We start from the raw sequence: 20,035 nt of genomic DNA, 5'->3' as shown, positions 1-20,035 counted from the left end.
TCAGGTTGCCGTAGGCCTGCGGCGTCTCCCTGACGGATCGTGCTGACGGACCGTGCGCCCGTCCCCGGTAGGCTCGACGCATGCCCGTGACCCTGCTCGGGGCGTCGGAGATCCGCGCTCTCGCCGCCGAACTCGACGTCACCCCCACCAAGAAGCTCGGGCAGAACTTCGTCGTCGACGCCAACACCGTGCGCAAGATCGTGCACGTCGGAGAGATCACCGCCGCCGACCGGGTCGTCGAGGTGGGCCCGGGGCTCGGCTCGCTGACCCTCGCCGTGCTCGAGACGGGGGCCGCGGTCACCGCCGTCGAGATCGATCACCGCCTCGCCGCCCGGCTGCCGGAGACCGCCGCCGCGCACGGCGTGCCCGCGGGGGCGCTGACGGTGGTGGATGCCGATGCGCTCCGCGTCACGGAGCTGCCGGGCGACCCCACGGTGCTCATCGCCAACCTGCCCTACAACGTCAGCGTGCCGGTGCTGCTGCACTTCATGGCGACCTTCCCGGGGCTGGCGCGCGGCGTCGTCATGGTGCAGGCCGAGGTGGGGGAGCGGCTCGCCGCCCCGCCCGGATCGAAGATCTACGGTGCGCCGAGCGTGAAGGCCGCCTGGTACGGCACGTGGCGGCTCGCCGGAACCGTGTCGCGGCAGGTCTTCTGGCCGGTGCCGAACGTCGACAGCGTGCTCGTGGCGTTCCGTCGCGACGCCGAGCCGCGCGGCGACGAGCAGCTGCGTCGCGCCGTGTTCGGGATCGTCGACGCCGCCTTCCAGCAGCGCCGCAAGATGCTGCGGCAGGCGCTCGCGCCGGTGCTCGGCGGGTCTTCGGCGCTCGCGAGCGACGTGCTCACGCGTGCCGGTGTCGACCCGACCCTCCGCGGCGAGCAGCTCACGATCGACGACTTCGTCGCCGTCGCGTCGGCGCACCTCGCTAGCCTGGAGGGGTGACCGAGACCGAAGACCGCTTCCCGTCGACCCGCGGCGGAGACATCCACCGCCCCTACACCGCCGCCGCAGACCGCTACGAGGGTGCCGCGTTCCGTCAGGTCGGTGAGAGCGGCCTGTACCTGCCGCCGCTGTCGCTCGGCCTGTGGTGGAACTTCGGCGACAACATCCCGTTCGACCGGCAGCGGGCCCTGCTGCGGCACGCGTTCGACCGCGGCATCACCCACTTCGACCTCGCGAACAACTACGGCCCGCCCTACGGCACCGCCGAGACGAACTTCGGCCGCATGGTCCGTGAGGACTTCCGCCCGTACCGCGACGAGCTGATCATCTCGTCGAAGGCCGGCTGGGACATGTGGCCCGGCCCCTACGGCACGTACGGCTCGCGCAAATACCTGCTAGCCAGCGCCGAGCAGTCGCTCACCCGCATGAGCCTCGACTACGTCGACATCTTCTACTCGCACCGCTTCGACCCGGTGACCCCGCTGGAGGAGACCATCGGCGCGCTCGACACGCTCGTCCGTCACGGCAAGGCCCTCTACGTCGGCATCTCCTCATACAGCGCCGAGCGCACCGTCGAGGCGAAGGCGATCGCCCGCTCGCTCGGCACGCCGCTGATCATCCACCAGCCGGCGTACTCGATCCTCAACCGGTGGATCGAGGACGGCCTCACCGGGGCGCTCCGCCAGGAGGGGATGGGCGCGATCGCGTTCACCCCGCTCGCGCAGGGCCTCCTCACCGACAAGTACCTCGGCGACGGCACCGCCGAGCGCGCGCAGAGCCGCTCGTCGCTGCCGGGCGGACGGCTGAGCGAGAACGCCCTGGCGGCCCTCCGCAGCCTCGACGTGGTCGCGAAGGAGCGCGGACAGACCCTCGCGCAGCTCGCGATCCAGTGGGTGCTGCGCGACCCGGTGGTCGCGTCGGCCCTGATCGGCGCCTCGCGGCCCGAGCAGCTCGATGAGAACCTCGCGGCGCTGGACGGTCCCGCGTTCGACGTCGAGGAGCTCGAGCAGATCGACGCCGTCGCCGACGCGATCGACGTCGACCTGTGGGCGGGATCGGCCACCGCGTGACGCCGCCCGGAGGGGACCGCCGCGTGCACGCCCGCGCGCCGGGGAAGATCAACGTCTTCTTCGACGTCGGCGATGTGCAGCCCGACGGGTATCACGACGTCGCCTCCGTCTATCAGGCCGTCTCGCTCTACGAAGACGTGTGGGTGCGCCGGGGCGAGACCGACGCGGTCGCGGTGACCGGTGACGTCGACGTCTCCGGCGTGCCGCGGGATGCCTCGAACCTCGCGGTCCGCGCGGCGCGGCTCGTCGCGGCGCGGGCGGGCTACACCGGCGGCATCCGCATCGACATCCACAAGGGCGTGCCGGTCGCGGGAGGCATGGGCGGCGGTTCGGCAGACGCCGCGGCGACCCTCGTCGCCGTCAACGAGCTGCTCGACGCGCACCTCACGCCCGCGCAGCTGCAGGAGCTCGGCGCGCAGCTGGGCGCCGACGTGCCGTTCGCGGTGCTCGGCGGCACCGCCGTCGGCACCGGTCGCGGCGACGAGCTCGCGACGGCGCTCGTGCGCGGGCGCTTCGACTGGGTGCTCGCCGCGCGCGGCGACGGGCTCTCGACCCCTGCGGTGTACGCGGAGCTCGACCGTCTGCGCGCCGGCATCGACATCCGCCCGCGTCGCGGCGCTCCCTCAGTCGACCCCGCCGTGCTGCAGGCGCTTCGGGCGGGCGACCCGGTCGCCCTCGCCGACGCGGTCCGCAACGATCTGCAGCGGGCGGCCTGCAGCCTCCTGCCGGCGCTCGACGAAGTCCTCCGCGACGGCGACGCCGCCGGCGCGCTCGCCGCATTCGTCTCGGGATCGGGCCCCACGGTCGCCTTCCTCGCCGCCGACGCCGAGGCCGCCGACCAGGTCGTGCGGGGGCTGCGGGCGGCCGGCCGCGGGGCGGTCGCCGCGTACGGCCCCGTGCCCGGGGCGCGCGTGCTCGGGTGACCTGGCACGGCCCGCGCGTCCGTGGTCCCGCGTAGCGTGGCCCCATGACCGATACTCCGCTGCACCGGCCAGACGCTTCCGACCTGCACGTCCCCTCCGACCTGCACGACGCCCCGCTCGACGAGACTCTCCGCGCCGAACTCGACGCGCAGCACCTCGCGGTGACCCGCGTCGACGACACCGATCGCGAACCGGTCGACCGGTGGCTGGATGCCGTGGCACGCGGTTTTCTCAACGGCGAGCCCGACGAGAAGCGGCGCCAGGCGTTCTTCGACCGCACGGCGCACCGCCGGAAGATCGGCGTGTACGACCCCACCGGAGCGCAGCCGACCGAGCCGGTCGCCACGTTCGCCTCGTGGCTGGCCGAGCTGACGGTGCCCGGCGGCGCCCTGCCGGTGACCGCGATCAGCTCCGTCACGGTGTCGCCGACGCACCGTCGCCGTGGCATCCTGCGCTCGCTGATGGCGGGCGAGCTGCGCACCGCGGCCGAGCGCGACGTGCCGGCGGCCGTGCTCACCGTGAGCGAGTCGTCGATCTACGGACGGTTCGGCTTCGCCCCCGCCGTCGCCTCGACGTCGTGGACGCTCGACGTGCGCCGCGCGGGGTGGATCGGGCCCGTAGCCCCCGGCCGCGTCGACTTCGTGAGCCGCGAGCGGGGGCGCGAGCTCGCCGAGGAGCTCCACGAGCGCATCCGGCCCACGTCGGTCGGCGAGGTCGGGATGCCCGGCGGGCACCTCGACCGGTTCTTCGGCACCCGACCCGACGCGGAGAATCCCGAGCTGCTCCGCGTCGTGCAGTACCGCGCCCCCGGCGGCGGCATCGACGGACTGGCGCTCTACCGCGTGAGCGAGGATCCTGATGACTTCGCCGCGTCGACGGTCGACCTCACGCTGCTCCTCTCGGCCACCGACGAGGCGTATGCGGGGCTCTGGCGCTTCTTCCTGTCGATGGATCTCATCGGCACGCTCCGCGCGAGCGAACTGGCCGTCGACGAGCCGCTGTGGTGGATGATCGCCGATCAGCGCGCCGCGAAGATCGCGGTGCGCGACCACCACTACGTACGCATCCTCGACGTGCCCGCGGCGCTCGCCGCGCGCACCTACGACGTCGTCGACACGCTCGCGCTCGACGTGGTCGATCCGCTCGAGATCGCGGGCGGACCGTTCGTGCTGACGACGGATGCCGACGGCTCGGGCTTCGTGGAGACGATGGACGATCCGCCCCTCGGCATCCCGTTCGTGCGCCTGGGCATCGCGGAACTGTCGGCGCTGCTGCTCGGCGGGGTGTCGGCGGTGACGCTCGCCCGTGCCGGCCGCATCGAGACCGATGACCCGGAGCGCGTCGCACGGCTCTTCCAGACGGTTCAGGCGCCCCGCCTGAGCTTCTGGTACTGACGGGAGCGCGCCATGCTCGACCCCGCGGACATCGTCCGCTTCTCCGACACGCCCGCGCCGGAGGGCGCGAGCCCGTGGGTGGGCGGCGCCGCCCCCGCGAGGGACATCGAGATCGTGCCGCCCGACCCCGCCTGGCCGGAGCGGTTCGCCGCGCTCGAGACGAGGATCCGTGCCGCGCTCGGCGAGCGGGTGCTCGCCCTCGAGCATGTCGGATCGACCTCCGTTCCGGGTTTTGCGGCCAAGCCGATCATCGACATCGACCTCACCGTCGCTGACGGGGCGGATGAGCCGGCCTACGTGCCCGCGCTCGAGGCGGCGGGGTTCACGCTCCGCGTGCGCGAGCCGTGGTGGTACGGCCACCGGCTGCTCGGTGCCGACGATCCGCGCGCGTTCGTGCACGTGTGGTCTCCGGACACCCCCGAACCCGTCCGTCACGTGATCTTCCGAGACTGGCTCCGCGGCCACCCGGACGACCGGGCGGAGTACGCCGCTGCCAAGCACGCCGCGGCGGAGGCGGCGAACGCGCACGGCGAGGACATGATGTCGTACAACGACCGCAAGCAGGACGTGATCCGCGCGATCTACGCCCGCGCGTTCCGCGCGGCCGGGCTTCTCGGGTGAGCAGAGCCGGAACTCGCCTACCCTGAAGGGGATGGCACATCTCCTCGGAGGCGAGAACCTCCACCTCGAATTCCCCACCCGCGTCGTCTTCGACTCCGTCTCGCTCGGTGTCGACGAGGGCGACCGCATCGGCATCGTGGGGCGCAACGGCGACGGCAAGTCGAGCCTGCTCGCGATGCTCTCCGGGCGTCTCGAGCCCGACGGCGGCCGGGTCACGGTCCGCGGCGGGGTGCGGGTGGGCGTGCTCGATCAAGGTGACACCCTCGACGACGCGCTGACGGTCGCGCAGACCGTCGTCGGCGACCGTCCCGAGCACGAGTGGGCGGGGGATGCCACGGTGCGCAGCGTCATCGCGGGACTCGTCGGCGACCTCGACTGGGATGGCCCGGTCGCGGGCCTGTCGGGCGGTCAGCGCCGCCGCGTCGCGCTCGCGCGGCTACTCGCGGGCGATTGGGACGTGCTCGCCCTCGACGAGCCAACGAACCACCTCGACGTCGAGGCGATCGCGTGGCTCGCCGAGCACCTGAAGACCCGGTGGTCGCGGAACGCCGGGGCGCTCCTGGTCGTGACGCACGACCGGTGGTTCCTCGACGAGGTGTGCACTACGACGTGGGAGGTGCACGACCGCATCGTCGAGCCCTTCGAGGGCGGCTACGCGGCGTACATCCTGCAGCGGGTCGAGCGCGACCGGCAGGCGGCGGTCATCGAGCAGCGGCGGCAGAACCTGGCCCGCAAGGAGCTCGCCTGGCTGCGCCGCGGCGCGCCGGCACGGACGGCCAAGCCCAAGTTCCGCATCGACGCCGCGAACGTGCTGATCGAGGATGTCCCGGAGATCCGCGACAAGGTATCGCTGCAGTCGCTCGCCGTCTCGCGTCTCGGCAAGGATGTCGTCGACCTGCTCGACGCCGGCGTCTCCTACGGCGGCCGCGACGTGCTGAAGGACATCGAGTGGCGCATCGCGCCGGGGGAGCGCACCGGCATCCTCGGCGTCAACGGCGCCGGCAAGTCGACGCTCCTCGAGCTCGTCGCGGGGACGGTCGCCCCCACGAGCGGACGGGTGAAGCGCGGCTCGACGGTGAAGGTCGCGACTCTCACCCAGCGCATGGACGAGCTCGATCAGCACCTGAACGATCCCGTGCGCGTCGTGATCTCGGGGCTGCGGACGAGTTACACGATCGGGGCGGGGTCGAAGGCGACGGAGCTCACCCCCGGGCAGCTGCTCGAGCGCATGGGGTTCTCGTCGGCGCAGCTGTCGACGCCGGTGAAGGATCTCTCCGGCGGGCAGCAGCGTCGGCTGCAGCTGCTGCTGATCCTCCTCGACCAGCCGAACGTGCTGATCCTCGACGAGCCGACGAACGACCTCGACACCGACATGCTCGCCGCGATCGAAGACCTCCTCGACTCGTGGGCGGGGACGCTCCTCGTGGTCAGTCACGATCGGTACTTCCTCGAACGGGTCACCGACCAGCAGTACGCCGTGCTCCCGGGGCAGGACGGGGGTGGGCGCCTGCGGCATCTCCCCGGCGGCATCGACGAGTATCTGCGGCTGCGCGAGCGGGAGCGGGCGACGGCGGGCGCCGGGTCTGGCTCCGGCGCCGGGTCCGGCTCCGGCGCGGGATCGCCCGCGTCACCGGCATCCGCGGGACCCGCCCTCAGCGGCGCGGATCTGCGCGCGGCGCAGAAGGAGATCGCCGCGGCCGAGCGGCGCATCGAGAAGCTCACCGCGCAGGCCGACGCCGCGCGCACGGCGCTCGCCGAGCACGACCAGTCCGACTACGTGGGCCTCGGCGAGAAGATGGCGCGGATCGGCGAGCTGGATGCCGAGGTCGCGGCTCTCGAGGAGCGCTGGTTCGCCCTCACCGAGCAGATCGGCTGACCGGGGCGTGTCTAGGCTGGTCGTGTGACTGTCACGACCCGCCGCCTGGCCGACCTCCGCATCGACGACCACACCGTCACGCTGCCGCTCGTCTGGGGTGATCCGGCGGATCGATCACACCTGGTTCCCTTACCTGTTCCTCGACGCCACTTACCTCGACGTCCGCCATCGCGGCCGGGTCGTCTCGCAGGCCCTCGTCGTCGCGACCGGTGTCAGCGGCGGAACGTCACGGTGACCCTCGAGATCGATGCCGACAGCGACGTAGACAGGCCGGTTGGCGACCTGCCCGTCGCGGACCTTGATCACGAGCGCGTCGATCAGAACCACGGGATAGACGACGTCCAGCGGACGGGCTTGCCATTCCTGCATGTCGCCGAGCACCTTGTCGGTCACCGTCGACACCAGATCACGAGAGACGTCTGATCCGTAGAGATCGGAGAGGTGGTGCTTGGCGATATCGCCGGTGGTCATGCCCTTCGCATACAGCGAGATCACCGCCTCGTCGAACCCCGCGATCCGGCGCTGATGCTTGGGCACCACCACCGGCGCGAACGTGCCCGCCCGGTCCCTCGGGACCTAGATCGTGAGATCGCCGATCTCGGTCCGCACCGTCTTCGGCGTGGATCCGTTCCGGCTGTTCGGCGTGTGCTTCCCGACCCGATCGCCCGGGTCGTAGCCGAGGTGCTCGGTCAGCTCCGCTTCCAACGCGGACTGCAGGACCTGCCGGGTCAGTCCCGTCAGCAGCCCGTTCGGGCCAGTCCGTTCGATCCCTTGACCACGAGCGGCGGCCACGAGTTGCTCCGCGACCGCGGTGATATTCGGCGGCGCAGGAAGGACCTCCCCGGTTCGCAGATCGACGGTCTCGGATTGCTCAGTTGTTGTCTTCAATTCAGTGCTCATGACGTGATTCATCTTCCCGTCCGACCGAAGCCGAACCGATCACGCCGAACCCCTCACACACAAACTTTCCGACAGACCCAAGCGAGCGGCCGGCCGCATTCGCATCTGCAGCTTCTGACAGGCGGCTGGCACTCCACATATTCCTATTCCAGCTCGCCCGCAAGTCCCCCGCACGGGGGATGCGCCGTCAGCGCCCTCACTGTTTGCTAGCATCATGGCCCCATCATCCACGCGGAGGACGCCCGACTCTGGTCGCCACCCGGACGATTCTGTCGAGATGCTCATCCTCTCTGCGGTTCAGACGCTTGTCGAAGTGAAGGTCTCGATTTCTGCTCTGGAGGTCGTTGGCGCGCGGGCGCAGGGGGCGCCACTACGAGATCTTACGGTCCGACAGATCGATGAGACCTTGGATCTGATAAACGACAATTATCTCCTCCCCCGGGGCAGCCACGTGCACGTTCGAGACGACAGCACAGATGCCAGCCGAAGCGAATGAGGCACCCAAAACGAATCGATAGGAGCAAGAATGAACGACAACTCGCATGACGCTCGACGGCTACGGACCATCTTACGGCTGGCATCCTTGGTTGCCATCGTCGGAGTCTTCTGCGCGGTAGCCTGGTTCGCTTTCGCTGCCGCAGCAGAGTCCGGCTCTCAGATGGCCGGTGCCGGTGCGACTGCGGCCGGGCTTGGCGCAGCGTGGTCGGCTGCTTTCGCCGCAATCAAGTCCCGTATCAAGTCACTCGAGACGGCCGCCGTCAGCGGAGCCAGGGACACGAACGGGGTGGCCGAATGAGAACGCGACGATCGCATTCCGTCTCGTCGCGTCGAACCCCAGATCGCGTATCCCTCCCTGGATGATGCCAGCGAAGATTGTACCGGCGAGACCTCGGGCGACTGCGGCCAGCCAACCCTCCTGGCACATGCTCCCCGCTCTCACGACCATCCGCCGATAGGCGTGCATATCCGCGCAGGCCCCGATGTCGCCGACGACAGCGACGAAGACAGGGCTGCGCGCGAACTCGAGTTGGAGGACCCACTCGATGCGGTCGAGCTCGTCCTCGCTGGCCTCGCAGACCAGCCCGAACCGGGACGTGCTCCACAGGTACACACCCGGCCGAAAGCCCTCGACATCCCGCACAAACGCCACAACCTCGGGGCTTGACCCCTGATCTTGGACACGGTGTCATTTCGGTTATGCCGCTTCCGTGAGGGTAGCTGATCTCGCGGCCGCGTAGGTGTTCTCGTAGCTGTTCGGGGTGATCTGGCCGATCGCGGAGTGGCGTCGGCGCGTGTTGTATCGGTTCGTCCACCGGAACACGGCCCGGTAGGCGGTGGCTTGATCGGGGAACGCCGACGCGCCTTGGAGGAGCTCGCGTTTGAGCGCGGCGTTGAAGCTCTCGGCCAGCGAGTTGTCGGCGCTCGTGCCCACCGCGCCCATGGACTGGGTCACCTTGAGCTGCTCGCAGAGTGCTGCGTAGGCTTTCGACGCGTAGACCGAGCCGTGGTCGCTGTGGAACACTGCGCCGGCCAGCGATCCGCGGTCGCGGTGCGCGCCGCGGAGAGCGCCTTCGACGAGTTCGGTGCGCATGTGGTCGGCGACCTGCCAGCCGGCGAGCTTGCGCGACCCGAGGTCGATGCAGGTCGCCAGATACAGGTTGCTGCCGTCCGCGATGGGGAGGTAGGTGATATCGCCGACATACCTGCGGTTCGGCTCCCCGGTGCTGAAGTCCCGCCCGATCAGGTCGGGGAACTTCCGTCCGGACTGGTCCGGGATCGTGGTCTTCACCCGGCGGCGCAGTCGGATCCCCGCGAGCGCGTGTTCCCGCATCACCCGAGCGACCCGCTTATGATTCACCCGCCCGGCGGCGGGGACGCCGTCGTTGAGGTCGGCAGTGATCCTCGGTGCCCCGTAGGCGCGGTCACCACCCTGCGCGGGGTCCTGCAGCACCCGGATCCGTGCCGCCAACCGGGCGTCGTCCGCGGCTCGCGCGGCCCGTCCCGGGGCTGCGGCCAGCCACGCGTAGAACGAGGACCGGGCGATCTCGATGACCTCACACAACCGCTTCACGCCGTAGGCGTCCTTGTGGTCCTCGACGAACTGGAAGCGGTTCACCAGTTCGTCTCCGCAGCGAAATACTTCGCCGCCTGACGGAGGATGTCCCGCTCCGTCTCGAGCTTGACCTGCTCCGCTCTCGAGACCGCTAACTCGGCTTCCAACCGGATGATCCTCGCCGCCTGCGACTCCGACCGCACCGACACCGGCGGCGACACCGAACCGGCCGCAGCGGTCCCGGATCCGAGCTTGTCGACCCATTCCTTCAACGCACCACGGGAGATCCCCAAATCGGCCGCGATCGCTTTCAGCGTCGCGCCCGGCGTGGACTCGTACAAATCCACCGCACGCTGCCGGAACTCGTCCGTGTAGTTCTTCCTTGCCATCCCTCAGATTCTCGCTTCCCCAGCATCGTGCTGGAATCAGCGTGTCCAAGATCAGGGGTCAAGCCCCCTCCAACCCAGACTCCGGCGCGGACATGGCTTCGCACACGGAGGCCAATTCGTCCGGGGTGACGCTGCGCTGCGTGTCGTAGAAATGCGTTGCCTGACGGAGCATCTGCACGGACGCGAAGTCGAACAATACTTCGCTCTTCCCCTCTGCGGGCCCCCAGTTCTCGACGTCGCCCTCGAACGAGCAGTCGCCTCGGAGAGCTGGGCCGGCATCCGTCCCGTCCAGGTCCACCACCGCTTCGACGAGCACTCGACCTCGGTCTGAGAAGTTCACAGCTCTCTCCTTTCGAACCCTGTCATCCCCATGACCGCCATGATCGGATGCTGCGTTCTGTCGTTGCGCAGGACCGAGGAGAGGGTCTCGTCGTTCCAGTGGTCCTTAGTCGTGATGGTCACGTCGCGGTCTGCAGCCGCGTGCGCCACCTGTGTGAGCGCGCATCCTGCGTCGAGGAGGCAGATCTTAAGACTGAGCACCCCGTACTTTCGCGCGATCCGTTCGATCGCTCCGGTAGCCACCAGCAAAACCTCGTGATCACCGTCCGGCACCGCCTCGTCGACGGAAGGTCCGATCTCGCCCAGATAGGCGAACGTGTCGGAGTGCGCCAAGTAGTGGTATACCCCCGGGTCCACCCCCGGTACCGAGCGCACGATGATCGCGGCCTCGGGTGATCCGAGATTCCCGCCGGACGGGCTAAAGCGCCGTACACGCCCGACGGCGGGAACCTCCTTCAGTCCGAACCCGTATCGAATGATCGACGCGAGCGCCCGCGCTCCGTGTGACTTGCTCCGGGCGAACGAGACCTTGCGCACGTTGCCGAAGTCCCGCTCCTGCCACTGCAGCTTCAGGTTCGACGGCTTGTAGTGGCTCTGATGCCCCTTGGTTGCGATGTGCTTGCGGCCGGGGAACCCCGCTGCCTGGTCGTAGAGAGCGACTCGGCCAGCCTGCTCCGGGATATCCTCCCCCCATGACCCCCACCGAATGTCCGAAGAGCCCGCAAACTCGATAGGTCGCACCACTCACTTTCAGGAACCTACGCACACCTGACGGCATGAGATGCTCCACCGACCTCCTCGCACCGGTTCCGTCCGCCGCAGTCCTCGCGGCCTGCCCTGACGCGGCTGTCGTCCGCGTACCGGGACGAGCCTGTCACCCGACGGGGAGATTCGCTGAGAAAGAAGAGCCTACGCGCGCTCTCGTGCCAGGGATTGGCGGTGAGACGGCATGAACGCGGAGCAGGAGCACGAGAGGCTCACGGAGGCGATGCTCAAGCTCGACGACGGGCTCAATCGGATCGCCCAGAAGTACGGCAGCGCCGTACAGTTCAACTACGAAGACCCCGTGACGTTCGGAGCCGGGCATTTCGTGTTCTACCCGGTAGACAACACGCGCTCGCGGTTCGCGATCGAAGAGCAGTACACCGGCACCGACTGGTCGGATGATGAGCGGGTACCGACCTCGTGGACGTGGGTGGCCGAACGCGAAGTGCGCGACCAGAACGGCGCCTACATCTGGGGTGTCGAACGTGAAGGCGAGACCCGCTCGAAGGACGTCCAGACCCTGCTCACCGAGGCCGAGCAATGGGCGCGACGCGTGCAGAACCGCGCCGCGCAAAGAGAGCAGTTCCGAGCCCCTGTTCGAAACTCACATTGGGGTGTGACACTTCTTGTAGACGGTCGTTACCAGGAAGGAACGACAGGCAGAGATGTCTACGAATCGCAGGAAGTTCACTGAGGAGTTCAAGGCCGACGCGGTCCAGCTCGTCGTGCAGGGCGGCCGCCCGATCGCGCAGGTCGCGCGGGAGTTGGAGATCAACGAGAGCTCGCTCGGGTACTGGGTGAAGGCGTATCGGGCCCAGCACCCCGACCCGGAGACGGCGCCGCCACCGGTGGAGGCCGCGCGGATCGCACGGTTGGAAGCGGAGAACCGGCGGCTCGCGGAGGAGAACGCGTTCTTGAAAAAAGCCGCGGCCTTCTTCGCGAAGGAGCAGCGGTGAGCGAGAAGTTCACGCTGATGCACGCGGAGAAGGCCACCTTCACGATCGAGCTGATGGCGCGCCTGCTCAGCGTCTCACGCGCCGGCTACTACGCGTGGGCGAAGCGGCGGGACACGATCCCGCCGACCACGGCGCGGAGGGTGTGGCTGTCTGGTGTGATCACGCAGATCCACGACGACTCGCACGGGGTGAACGGGTTCCGGCGGGTGCTCGCCGAATTGTCTCGCCGCGGGATCGCCGCGTCGGAGGGTCTGGTCCGCAAGATCATGCGGGAGGCGGGGATCTTCGGGATCCAGCCCCGCTCCAAGAAGCGCACCACGATCCCCGCCGACGACGTGGTGACCCGCCCCGATCTGCTCAAGCGGGACTTCACCGCCGACCGGCCCGGGGTCCGCTTCGTCGGCGACATCACCTACCTGCGCACCGGGGAAGGGTGGCTGTATCTGGCGACGGTGATCGACCTGTTCAACCGTGAGGTCGTGGGCTGGTCGATGGCTGAGCACATGCGCACCGAGCTGATCGGCGACGCCCTCACGATGGCCCATACCCACGGGCGCATCGAGTCGGGCGCTCTGTTCCACTCGGACCGCGGAAGCCAGTACACCTCTGACGAGTACGCCAAGCTCGCGGGCCGTTTCGGGGTGCGGTTGTCGGTGGGAAGGACCGGGGTGTGCTGGGACAACTCGGTCGCCGAATCGTGGTTCTCGATGCTCAAGAACGAGATGTACTACCGGCAGTCCTTCGCGACCCGGCGGCGAGCGAGATTCGCCGTGATGCAGTACATAGAGGTGTTCTACAACCGCCGCCGGCTGCACTCCACCCTCGGCTACCGCACCCCCGCCGAGACCCGGGCCGCCTACTACGCCCAGACCGCAACCGCGGCCTGAAATCCACAAAGAGATCGTCTACGAAGCTTGACACAGCCCACATGCCGTTTTTCAACGTCGGCCGCTCTAGCTTGTCACGATTGCGAGGAAACGGACATCACGGTCAGATCGGGAAGAACAATGCTCTCCCTGTAGGCTTCGCGGGTACGACTCGCGAGGCCCTCCCACTCGGCTGGATCTGCCCCCTCGCTTACCCACTGGGAAACCTGTTCGGGCAGATCGAAGGATACCTGAGTCCAGCTTTCGGGAGTGTTCTCCGCCTCCGATACCTCACCTTCAGGCCCGCAAACCGCCCGCACGTACTCGTAGAATGAGGCCAACCATTCACTCGGCTTGGGTAGCTCAATCTCCACTTCAGGGTCGGTCGCATACAACTGAATGTGCGAACCGCCCGTGATGGCAGCGACGCCATAACGTTGGAGAATTATCTGTCCGTTGACAGAGTTCACTATCCCGGTTTGCTTCTTGCAGTTGAGACTCTTCTTGGTCGCCGCATCAAGGGAGACGCGTCCTTTGGCTTCGGCAGCGAAGAAACGGTACTGGGAGTCCATGCCGATATAGTCCGGCTCGCTAAACCCTGGCACGCGGCGCAACACCCTGTACCGAGGTGACTTCTTCACCAGCGAATAGTGAGCAAGCCAAAAGATTCCCAGCTTGGCCTCGAGATACGCCTTTGTCATCGCACCGCCCAGCGCGAAGTTCAAGTGCCCTTTCTCAGTTGCATCAACCTCAGAATGAAAGATTGCCGGACGACGCAGGCTCGATCCGTTCGGTTCGATCAATCGCAGGCATGACGTAACCCGCCACTGCGCGAACTCGGCATTGCTGCCGTGATGTGGCTGGTGCAATAGATGCCAAGGTCGTCCCGAGAAAACTGCCGCTCGTGCGATGTCGATCCCGGTGACATCCAAATCCGGGGTCGGCTGTGTCGCGGTTCTGGGCATGCTTGGGTCGGCATCGACCGGCACTGTGAATGACTGCCCCGTCGCCGCCCAAGGTGGAACTCGAACGATAAGCATGGGTCGACCCTAACCCGTTCCGAACGCTCGTTGGTCTGGCGCTAAGTGTACTGACCCAGATCGTTGTTGACGTAGGAGAGACCTCCGGGGTCGAGTTGGAGCTGTCTAAGTTCTTCAGCTCAAACGCACGGAGGTCTCTCTTGTCTCACGCTAATGCCCGGCTGACTCCGGCCGGCCGGTTGATCATGGTTCAGCGCATCCAGTCGGGGCGTGCGGTCGCGCATGTTGCCGCGGAAATGGGGATCTCCCGCACGACCGCGTGGCGGTGGTGGCGCAGGTTCCGGGAGTGCGGCCCGGCGGGCCTGATCGATCGTTCCAGCGTCGCCCGCTCCCACCCTCGCCAGACCAAAGCGTGCGTGGAGGCGAGGGTGCGGATCATGCGGCACCTCACTCGGCGTGGGCCGGTGTTCATCGCTGACAAGCTCGGCTTGCAGGCCTCAACGGTCGGTAGGGTGTTGCGCCGCCACCACGTGCCGTTGCTGCGGGAGCTGGACCCGGTCACGGGGTCCGTGATCCGCGCGACCCGCCGATCCGCGCAGCGTTACGAGCATGATCATCCCGGGTCCCTGATCCACGTTGATGTGAAGAAACTCGGCCGTATCCCCGACGGCGGCGGATGGCGTCTGCATGGCCGCGGGCAACGTCCTGCGCGCAAGCGGGGCCTGGGTTACGACTACGTGCACACCGTCATCGACGACCATTCCCGAGTTGCTTACGCGGAGATCCACGACGACGAGAAAGGCATCACCGCCGCGGGTGTGCTCGAGCGGGCGATCGCGTTCTACGCGCGCCTCGGCGTCAAGGTCGAACGCGTCATCAGCGACAACGCGTTCGCTTACCGCCACTCGGCCGCGTTCAAGGCCGTGGTCGACGCGCACGGCATCCGACAGCGGTTCATCAAACCGCACTGCCCCTGGACCAACGGGAAAGTCGAACGCCTCAACCGCACCCTCGCCACCGAGTGGGCCTACGCCCGCCCCTGGAGCTCGAACGACGACCGAAAAGCAGGGTTGACGACCTGGCTCGACTACTACAACCTAGACAGGCACCACCTCGGCATCGGAGGCAGAACCCCCATCGACCGAATCAACAACGGTCGAGGTCAGTACAGCTAAGCGCTGACCGCAAGCACTCGTGCCCGTCACGCGTACCTCGTGGCATGAAGAAACCTCCTGCTGATCATCCGCCCGTGTCCATGGTGCAAGTCGTGCTCGACGTGCGTGACGACGGCACCGTCTCCGTCTCCGTCGACCACGCACCTCTGGCTCCTCCGCCAGTTTCCGGAGCCTGGCGGCGCGGAGACTTCGTGCAGATCATCGACACCGCCAGTCACGACCGGGCCGTTCCGATCCGAGTCACGGTGCACGAGACGGACGGCACCTCCTTCACGGACATCATTCCCGCGATCATCCGACGCACGCCCGAGCCCGAAACTGCTGAGCCTGCACCGGAACCAGAGCATGCAGAAGAGCCTGCCTCGAACGTCGTGGCACCAGTGGAGGTCCGGGTCACCGGCGTCGGCTTCCTCCCGGGCGAGGACATCGCCGTCGCGCTCGTGTCCGGGCACACCGATGCCACCCCGTCCGGGGATGCGCGCGTTCTGCTCGACCCCGCCCACATCGCCGCGCTCGCCGCGGACGAGGTGCTGTTCTTCGGCCGGGCGTCGGGCCTGGATCGTGTCAGATTAGTGCCCCACGCCCGGCCGGAGTGCGGCGATGATGTCGGCGGCTTCCCCCGTTGGCGGGGTGGTCGCGGTGAGTTCGTGTCCGTCGATGGTGATCGTGACGTCACGCAGCGGGCGCAGCGCGCGGACGATACGGCGGACCGTCACGCCGGTGGTCTTGTAGAGGTGCCGGCTGATCGCGAGAGCGCAGAACACGACGGTGAGGTGCGCGTGGATCGAGTCCGCGGTCGACGCGAACATCGGCCTCGCCCGCAGGTCGGTCTTCGCCATCCGGAACGTCGCCTCGACCTGGAACAGGTCATGGTAGGCCGCCACGATCTCTGCAGCGGAAGCCGTCGCGGTGCTGAGGTTGGTGACGTACCCCTTGAGGCCGATGTATTCGCGGGCCTTCTCGACTCTTGCCCAGTTCACGCCGGGCCCCGTGCCGAGGGTGACGAACCGGTCCTTCTTCGCCGGGCGGGTGCCGGCAGCGATCTGCTCGGCGCGTTCGATCTGCTTGTTCAACGTGATGTTGTCGCGGATCTTCCGCTTGTGGGAGTACTGCCACACCACTTGCCGCTCCCGCGCGTTCACACCCGCACCCATGGTTCGGGTGGTCTCGACCGTCTCCCCATCGGTGACGATGTTCCCGACGGTCGCGTAGTGCTCGGCGAGATCGTATGGCGCGGAGGAGGTGCGGGAGCCGACGATGAAACCGAACCCGGCGTCCTCCAGCCGGTTCAGGTTCGCTGCGGACAGCATGCCGGCGTCCGCGACGACCACGACCTCGGTCGCGGAGTGACGTTCGCGGAACTGGTCGAGGACGGGCAGCAGGGTGAGGGTCTCGCCCCTGTTGCCCGCGAACTCGTGGACTTCGAGGGGGAACCCGCCCTGGTCCACGAGGAGGCCGACGAGGATCTGCGGGTCGACGCGGCGCTCTTTGCTCATCCCGACCTTGCGGAGCTTGTCTTCACGCTCCGCCTCGAAGTAGAGGGTGGTGACGTCGTAGAGCACGACGGTGAGCGGGCCAGATCGGGTCGCATGCGCGTAGGCTGCGGCGGCGATCTTCGACCGCCAGTCCTGCTCAACGCTGCGGGCGAGGGTCCGCCACACGGTCGACAGCGACGGCGCACCCGGGACACCGAGCTCGTCCCACACCCGCAGCGTGTCCGCCTTGCTGGTCGGCTCGACGACGCGGGCCAGGACCAGCTTCTTGAATGTGTCGTTGCCGACCGCGTCGAACCCGAGACGGGCGTAGGCGTCCTCGAGGACATCCCACAACAACCTGGACCTCGACCCGGTCACCGTCGGCGCGGTCGTGGCCGGCGGCGTCGCGCCCAGCCCGTCCAGATCGAACGGGACATGCCCGGCCAGCTCCGCGATCCGCTCCCGCGCGATCGCGACCAGCACCGCGAGCTGCTCATCGTCGTGCGCGGAGCCGAGGTGCTCCACGATCGTCCGCACACCACGGGTCTTCGACGCGATCTGCGCCGCCGTCGCACCCGACGCGGTGCGCACCTTCCGCACGAACCACCCCACCGAGCGAGTCTAGATCGACGCCATTAGTGCCCCGCACGAGGCACCAGCACCCCCGGAAAATCAAGCCTCAACGATCCTCAACCCGCGAAATCACCCGACGGTGACACGATCCAGGTCGGGCACGATCACGGCGCGGAGCCTGTGATGAGCATGCCGCAGCAGGGCCGGCAGACCGGGTCGTTCGGCGACGAGCTGACCAACGTCGCGATGATCGGACTCGTGAGCCTGTTCGCCCTGGCGATCATCCTGCGTGTGGCCGGGTCGATCACGGCGTTCCTCACCGGAACCCCGCAGCCCGGCGCCGGGCCGGCAGCAGGCATTCTGGTGCTGTTCCGGCCCGCCGATCCCGCCGGGGTGCTCGAGGCCGACAACCTCAACCCGATCGGGTTCTGGATCGTGTCTGTGGTGCTCCTGGCCGGACTGGCCGCAGCGGTCGCGTGGGTGTGGACCCTGGTGCGCCGTCGCGGCCACCGCATCGCGGCGGACCCTCGCCGCCTCGCCGGAGTCGCCACACGACAAGACATCGCCGATGCCGTATCGACGAAGGCGCTGATGCGCCGGGCGGGGAACCTGTGCCCTTCGCTGGATTCTCCGACGGCCGCCGATGTCGGCTATCGGCTGGGCACCTCACGGGGCCAAGAAGTGTGGGCGAGCGTGGAGGACTCGATCCTCGTTCTCGGACCACCCCGCTCGGGCAAAGGCTTGCACCTAGTCATCAATGCGATCCTCGATGCTCCCGGCGCGGCGGTGGCAACGAGCACAAGGCCGGACAACCTGACCGCCACGCTGCGTGCCCGCCAGCGAGGTGGACCCGTGGCCGTGTTCGATCCGCAGCATCTCGCTGAAGGCTTGCCCGCGGGCCTGCGCTGGTCGCCGATTCGCGGCTGCCAATCACCGTTGACGGCGATGATCCGCGCCACCGGCCTGGCCTCGGCGACGGGGCTCTCGGCCGGCGGCGTCGAAGGCGGCGGATTCTGGGAAGGCAAAACGCGCTCGACGCTCCAAGCGCTCCTGCACGCGGCAGCGCTGGATGACCGGCCCGCATCCGAGCTGTTCCGGTGGACGTTGGACCCGACGGCCGCCAGTGAGGCCGTCGCGATCCTCAACAACAGTTCCGAAGCCGCCGAGGGGTGGGCGGAATCGCTGGAATCGATGATCGACGCGGACCCCCGAACCCGCGACAGCATCTGGCAGGGTGTGAGCCTGTCGCTGGGCGCCCTGGCCGATCCGCGTGTCCTCGATGCCGTCAGCCCCGGCCCCGGAGAGGACTTCGACCCGGAGAAATTCATCCGGAACAAGGGCACCCTGTTCTTGCTGGCCACCGGTGCCGGGGCGGGAGCCTCGGCAGCGCTCGTGGCGGCATTCGTAGAGGACCTCATCGAGACTGCCCGCCGTCTGGCAGCCCGTTCGCCGGGGGCACGGCTGGACCCGCCGCTGCTGCTGGCTCTGGATGAGATCGCGAACCTCAGCCCGCTGCCGAGCCTGCCCATTCTGATGGCAGAAGGCGGCGGCACCGGCATCACGACGATGCCGGTCTTGCAGAGCCTCGCGCAGGCCTGTGACCGGTGGAATGAGAACCAGGCGAACGCCATTTGGGATGCCGCGATCACCAAGATCATCCTCGGCGGGGCCTCCAACAGCAGAGACCTTCAGGATCTCAGCAGCCTCATCGGGGAACGCGACGAGTACACCGACAGCGTGACCCTCGGCGACCACGGTGCGCGCAGCAATCAGCGTTCGGTGCGGCGGATTCCGATCCTCCCACCTGACCAGATCCGTCGGCTGCCCTTCGGCACGGGCGTGACGCTGCTGCGCTCGGCACCCCCGATCATCACCGACCTGCGCCCCTGGCCGTCCCGCGCCGACGTGGCACGCCTGCAGGCCGACCGGGCCGATCTCGAAGAGGTGCTCGAACAGGGCGAGGGCAGTGGCGGAGGCGAGTGATCCGCACCTGCACGGTGTGACGCAGATGAGCGAAGGAGACCACTATGGCGCGACGCCGGCGCACGACGCCTCCGCCCGGCCAGCTCGAGTTCGACCTGTGGGGTCTCGCCAATGCCGATGCCGACGCCCGGGTCGAGGAGAACCTCACCGGCCCGGAGCCGCACGAACTGATCGAAAGCGTGGAGGAGAAGAATGAACCAGTACGGGAAGAAGGCCCTGGAGCACTGGAGGCGCTACGCCCCGCAACGGGTCGAGCAGATGGACGATCCGGAGACGTTCTTCAGCGACCTGGGTCTGGAGATCAGCGGACAGATCAGCGACCTGGCCCGGCAGCTGGAGGCGAACTCGGACCTGTCGCTGGCGATGGCGGCCTCTTCGCGAGAGACTGGGAGCAGGTATCTGCCGGAGGTGGCGCGCCGGATGACGGCGCGACGGGTCGCCGAGGAGGTCGTGATGGACGAACTGGTCTGGATCCACGACCCGAGCCTGCCCCTGGACGAAGCCCGGCAGGAGTGGGAGGAGACCAGAGCCTCCGACGAGAACCTGATCAGCTGGGCGGAGCGGATTCAGGACGCCCCGGACCTAATGCCGGCGACGGTGGATCTCGAACAGAAGGCCAAGGACTGGGCCGTGCCGACCTGGTTCCTGGAGGGTCTGACGAGCGCGGAGATTCCGCGCCAGTACGCGAACGAGCATCAGGAGATCCTGGCGGAGGCCGCGAACGTGCGGTTCCTGCGCGAAGTGCGTTAACCCCCG

At 68.1% G+C, this 20,035-nt stretch carries 18 protein-coding genes and 2 pseudogenes; 12 read left to right on the top strand and 8 right to left on the bottom strand.

The genetic code is table 11. The features are described 5' to 3' along the window. Positions 1 to 80: 80 nt before the first annotated feature. From rsmA to FHX68_RS15770, 7 genes and pseudogenes are all read left to right on the top strand, one after another. The gene (gene rsmA, locus FHX68_RS05450) at positions 81 to 941 is read left to right on the top strand and encodes a 16S rRNA (adenine(1518)-N(6)/adenine(1519)-N(6))-dimethyltransferase RsmA (protein WP_141380876.1); all 861 of its coding nucleotides are present in this window, start codon (positions 81 to 83) and stop codon (positions 939 to 941) included. Further along, positions 938 to 2,011 (top strand): aldo/keto reductase, encoded by a 1,074-nt coding sequence (locus FHX68_RS05445; protein WP_141380877.1) that lies wholly within the window; start codon positions 938 to 940, stop codon positions 2,009 to 2,011. Before rsmA ends, FHX68_RS05445 begins: the two co-directional genes overlap by 4 nt. 23 nt (positions 2,012 to 2,034) lie before the next feature. Further along, on the top strand, positions 2,035 to 2,934 hold the full coding sequence (locus FHX68_RS05440; protein ID WP_141380878.1) for a 4-(cytidine 5'-diphospho)-2-C-methyl-D-erythritol kinase: 900 nt from the start codon (positions 2,035 to 2,037) through the stop codon (positions 2,932 to 2,934). A gap of 44 nt (positions 2,935 to 2,978) precedes the next feature. Next, positions 2,979 to 4,328, top strand: coding sequence for a GNAT family N-acetyltransferase (locus FHX68_RS05435; protein ID WP_141380879.1), 1,350 nt, complete (start codon positions 2,979 to 2,981; stop codon positions 4,326 to 4,328). A 12-nt stretch (positions 4,329 to 4,340) separates the two neighbouring features. Continuing rightward, positions 4,341 to 4,949 carry a GrpB family protein gene (locus FHX68_RS05430; protein ID WP_141380880.1) on the top strand — a complete coding sequence of 203 codons (609 nt, stop codon included), beginning with the start codon at positions 4,341 to 4,343 and terminating at the stop codon, positions 4,947 to 4,949. Positions 4,950 to 4,980: 31 nt separating this feature from the next. Beyond that, positions 4,981 to 6,825 carry an ABC-F family ATP-binding cassette domain-containing protein gene (locus tag FHX68_RS05425; protein WP_141380881.1) on the top strand — a complete coding sequence of 615 codons (1,845 nt, stop codon included), beginning with the start codon at positions 4,981 to 4,983 and terminating at the stop codon, positions 6,823 to 6,825. Between the two features lie 103 nt (positions 6,826 to 6,928). Continuing rightward, positions 6,929 to 7,042 (top strand): annotated as a pseudogene (locus FHX68_RS15770) (transposase); the annotation flags it as partial. A 5-nt stretch (positions 7,043 to 7,047) separates the two neighbouring features. Here the strand turns inward: FHX68_RS15770 and FHX68_RS15765 are convergent. The 5 genes and pseudogenes from FHX68_RS15765 to FHX68_RS05390 form a co-directional block, all read right to left on the bottom strand. After that, positions 7,048 to 7,725: pseudogene (locus FHX68_RS15765) on the bottom strand (IS256 family transposase); the annotation flags it as partial. Between the two features lie 739 nt (positions 7,726 to 8,464). Continuing rightward, positions 8,465 to 8,866, bottom strand: coding sequence for a hypothetical protein (locus tag FHX68_RS05405; protein WP_211345051.1), 402 nt, complete (start codon positions 8,864 to 8,866; stop codon positions 8,465 to 8,467). A 54-nt stretch (positions 8,867 to 8,920) separates the two neighbouring features. Then, positions 8,921 to 10,167, bottom strand: a protein-coding gene (locus FHX68_RS05400; RefSeq protein ID WP_141920043.1) for an IS3 family transposase whose coding sequence is annotated in 2 segments (ribosomal slippage) — positions 8,921 to 9,855 and positions 9,855 to 10,167 — 1,248 coding nt in all. Because the reading frame shifts where the segments join, the coding sequence is not laid out codon by codon here. Between the two features lie 58 nt (positions 10,168 to 10,225). After that, positions 10,226 to 10,507: a hypothetical protein gene (locus FHX68_RS05395; RefSeq protein ID WP_141920080.1), complete on the bottom strand. Its 282-nt coding sequence runs from the start codon at positions 10,505 to 10,507 to the stop codon at positions 10,226 to 10,228. Beyond that, complete coding sequence (locus FHX68_RS05390; protein ID WP_170219048.1) at positions 10,504 to 11,247, bottom strand: nitroreductase family protein; 744 nt, start codon at positions 11,245 to 11,247, stop codon at positions 10,504 to 10,506. The genes FHX68_RS05395 and FHX68_RS05390 overlap by 4 nt, the downstream gene beginning before the upstream one ends. A gap of 247 nt (positions 11,248 to 11,494) precedes the next feature. Between FHX68_RS05390 and FHX68_RS05385 the strand changes: the two genes are divergently transcribed. Both FHX68_RS05385 and FHX68_RS05380 read left to right on the top strand, forming a co-directional pair. Beyond that, positions 11,495 to 11,965, top strand: coding sequence for a hypothetical protein (locus tag FHX68_RS05385; protein WP_141920078.1), 471 nt, complete (start codon positions 11,495 to 11,497; stop codon positions 11,963 to 11,965). Further along, positions 11,937 to 13,114, top strand: a protein-coding gene (locus tag FHX68_RS05380) for an IS3 family transposase (RefSeq protein WP_141920053.1) whose coding sequence is annotated in 2 segments (ribosomal slippage) — positions 11,937 to 12,195 and positions 12,195 to 13,114 — 1,179 coding nt in all. Because the reading frame shifts where the segments join, the coding sequence is not laid out codon by codon here. The genes FHX68_RS05385 and FHX68_RS05380 overlap by 29 nt, the downstream gene beginning before the upstream one ends. Positions 13,115 to 13,188: 74 nt before the next feature. Here FHX68_RS05380 and FHX68_RS05375 read toward each other — a convergent pair. Beyond that, positions 13,189 to 14,133, bottom strand: a complete 945-nt coding sequence (locus tag FHX68_RS05375) for a hypothetical protein (RefSeq protein WP_141381656.1) — start codon at positions 14,131 to 14,133, stop codon at positions 13,189 to 13,191. A gap of 140 nt (positions 14,134 to 14,273) precedes the next feature. Here FHX68_RS05375 and FHX68_RS05370 point away from each other — a divergent pair, with 140 nt between their 5' ends. After that, on the top strand, positions 14,274 to 15,248 hold the full coding sequence (locus FHX68_RS05370) for an IS481 family transposase (RefSeq protein WP_141920076.1): 975 nt from the start codon (positions 14,274 to 14,276) through the stop codon (positions 15,246 to 15,248). Positions 15,249 to 15,274: 26 nt separating this feature from the next. Here FHX68_RS05370 and FHX68_RS15165 read toward each other — a convergent pair whose 3' ends face one another. Both FHX68_RS15165 and FHX68_RS05360 read right to left on the bottom strand, forming a co-directional pair. Beyond that, complete coding sequence (locus FHX68_RS15165) at positions 15,275 to 15,751, bottom strand: hypothetical protein (RefSeq protein ID WP_170219047.1); 477 nt, start codon at positions 15,749 to 15,751, stop codon at positions 15,275 to 15,277. A 66-nt stretch (positions 15,752 to 15,817) separates the two neighbouring features. Beyond that, the gene (locus FHX68_RS05360; RefSeq protein ID WP_141920074.1) at positions 15,818 to 17,335 is read right to left on the bottom strand and encodes an IS1634 family transposase; all 1,518 of its coding nucleotides are present in this window, start codon (positions 17,333 to 17,335) and stop codon (positions 15,818 to 15,820) included. A 144-nt stretch (positions 17,336 to 17,479) separates the two neighbouring features. Between FHX68_RS05360 and FHX68_RS05355 the strand changes: the two genes are divergently transcribed. Both FHX68_RS05355 and FHX68_RS05350 read left to right on the top strand, forming a co-directional pair. Continuing rightward, positions 17,480 to 19,279: a type IV secretory system conjugative DNA transfer family protein gene (locus FHX68_RS05355; protein WP_141381566.1), complete on the top strand. Its 1,800-nt coding sequence runs from the start codon at positions 17,480 to 17,482 to the stop codon at positions 19,277 to 19,279. 192 nt (positions 19,280 to 19,471) lie between these two features. Next, the gene (locus tag FHX68_RS05350; protein ID WP_141381565.1) at positions 19,472 to 20,029 is read left to right on the top strand and encodes a hypothetical protein; all 558 of its coding nucleotides are present in this window, start codon (positions 19,472 to 19,474) and stop codon (positions 20,027 to 20,029) included. The last annotated feature ends 6 nt before the right edge of the window (positions 20,030 to 20,035 follow it).

Source organism: Microbacterium lacticum, from assembly GCF_006716815.1.
GTDB classification, from domain to species: domain Bacteria; phylum Actinomycetota; class Actinomycetes; order Actinomycetales; family Microbacteriaceae; genus Microbacterium; species Microbacterium lacticum.
Note: the sequence above shows the minus strand (reverse complement) of the source record. Positions and strands in the feature narration are given on the sequence as shown.

Bases quoted from the DNA above. Each gene is read 5' to 3' on its own strand.
- rsmA (WP_141380876.1), top strand. From the start codon at position 81: ATGCCCGTGACCCTGCTCGGGGCGTCGGAGATCCGCGCTCTCGCCGCC.
- FHX68_RS05435 (WP_141380879.1), top strand. From the start codon at position 2,979: ATGACCGATACTCCGCTGCACCGGCCAGACGCTTCCGACCTGCACGTC.
- FHX68_RS05430 (WP_141380880.1), top strand. From the start codon at position 4,341: ATGCTCGACCCCGCGGACATCGTCCGCTTCTCCGACACGCCCGCGCCG.
- FHX68_RS05425 (WP_141380881.1), top strand. From the start codon at position 4,981: ATGGCACATCTCCTCGGAGGCGAGAACCTCCACCTCGAATTCCCCACC.
- FHX68_RS05385 (WP_141920078.1), top strand. From the start codon at position 11,495: ATGCTCAAGCTCGACGACGGGCTCAATCGGATCGCCCAGAAGTACGGC.
- FHX68_RS05375 (WP_141381656.1), bottom strand. From the start codon at position 14,133: ATGCTTATCGTTCGAGTTCCACCTTGGGCGGCGACGGGGCAGTCATTC.
- FHX68_RS05355 (WP_141381566.1), top strand. From the start codon at position 17,480: ATGAGCATGCCGCAGCAGGGCCGGCAGACCGGGTCGTTCGGCGACGAG.
- FHX68_RS05350 (WP_141381565.1), top strand. From the start codon at position 19,472: ATGAACCAGTACGGGAAGAAGGCCCTGGAGCACTGGAGGCGCTACGCC.